Raw genomic sequence first — 1,330 nt, forward strand, 5'->3', positions numbered from 1 at the left:
CTAGCTTAAAGATCCTTCGACTCCGTTTTACTCCGCTCAGGATGACAAATTATGGGTTAAGTTGACGCCTATGGGTCTGCCCCTACAGAAACCTTCATCTATTGCTGATGGATAAATTCCTGGAATTCCTTTAATATGTAATGCTCTTCTCCCTCTAGATAATCCTCCGGCACATCAAAAGTTTTCACATGAGTACCTTGTTCCCCCAGCATTGCCAGCAGTTCCTCCATAAAAACTCCCTTTTGTTTCAATGTATCACAGGAAGGACTTCCCTGAATTCCTAGAATTCCGACGATCTGGTATCCATGGTTTAGATATTCTTGAAACTGCTTAAGTATGATTCCTAATATTTCTCGGCTGTGCCTTCGGTATGCTTCTGTGTCATATTCCTGTTTTGTCATAGGAGGACGATCCTCCCCCAAAAATGTAAATTCCGGACAGGGTAATTGCACAATGGAAATATTATTTTCTAAGGTTTTTTGAATAAATGTATTGAAGCCACCCTTTGCTCTTTCCCATTGACGGATTACTGCATTTTGATTGAGAATACAGTGGGCAGTAAAAAGTATTTTCTTTGCTCTATGCATCTTTTGAAAGCTCATCGGCTATGATATCACCCTTTGTAACCTGGCCTTTTAATACATCTTTTGGCAGCTTTTCAATCAAAACTGCAACCAATAGACAACTAGCAATCTTATCAATAAAATTCCCTGTGATTCTAGGAATAAAAGCAGCAGTAAATATTTTTTGTCCGCTCTTTAATAACCATGCGAAGATCAGATCTGTTCCGCCTCCAGTTAGTCCACCATATACCCATACAGCAATAGGTGTTCCGATCAACGGTGCTATGATGGCCAAAGCAAACCCTGTGATTCCTGCAACCTTTAAATCAAACTTCCAACGCTTCGCTACAAGGCCAACTATAATACCAATAGCGATATTTACAAGAGCAAATGGCAGGTCTTTTGGATTAGTAATCATACTCTGTATGATATTCGTTAGTCCCCCCGTTAAGGCACCAGCCCATGGACCAAAGATAGATGCTACAAAGATAGTACCAATAGTGTCTAGAAACAGCAGTGGGATTTGCAGGGTTTGTACAATTGTACCTAATACAATATTGATAACAATACCCAGTGCAGCCATAATCATGGCATTAGTTGATGAAAATACTGAATTTTTCATATTTAATACCCCCCTTTATCTATATCATCCATATTATATTCTCCCTAATCAAAATAAAAAAGGCGTCCTTAAGGACGCGTTTTAAAACCTAAGCCGCTAGGCTTAATTTTCTAACCGATAGGTTATTCCTTGCTCACTAGTATAT

General features: G+C 39.1%; 2 protein-coding genes. Both read right to left on the reverse strand.

The window, feature by feature from the left end:
* Positions 1 to 98: 98 nt before the first annotated feature.
* A complete protein-coding gene (locus BUB56_RS19200; protein ID WP_242946445.1) occupies positions 99 to 602 on the reverse strand; it encodes a CD3072 family TudS-related putative desulfidase in 504 nt (167 codons plus the stop codon).
* Positions 580 to 1,185 carry a CD3073 family putative ECF transporter S component gene (locus BUB56_RS19205; protein WP_110942841.1) on the reverse strand — a complete coding sequence of 202 codons (606 nt, stop codon included), beginning with the start codon at positions 1,183 to 1,185 and terminating at the stop codon, positions 580 to 582. Before BUB56_RS19205 ends, BUB56_RS19200 begins: the two co-directional genes overlap by 23 nt.
* Positions 1,186 to 1,330: the final 145 nt, after the last annotated feature.

It is taken from the genome of Geosporobacter subterraneus DSM 17957 (assembly GCF_900142145.1).
Lineage (GTDB): Bacteria > Bacillota > Clostridia > Peptostreptococcales > Thermotaleaceae > Geosporobacter > Geosporobacter subterraneus.

What these genes read in the sequence shown, in the direction of transcription:
- BUB56_RS19205 (WP_110942841.1), bottom strand. Translation starts at nt 1,185, where the DNA reads ATGAAAAATTCAGTATTTTCATCAACTAATGCCATGATTATGGCTGCA.
- BUB56_RS19200 (WP_242946445.1), bottom strand. Translation starts at nt 602, where the DNA reads ATGAGCTTTCAAAAGATGCATAGAGCAAAGAAAATACTTTTTACTGCC.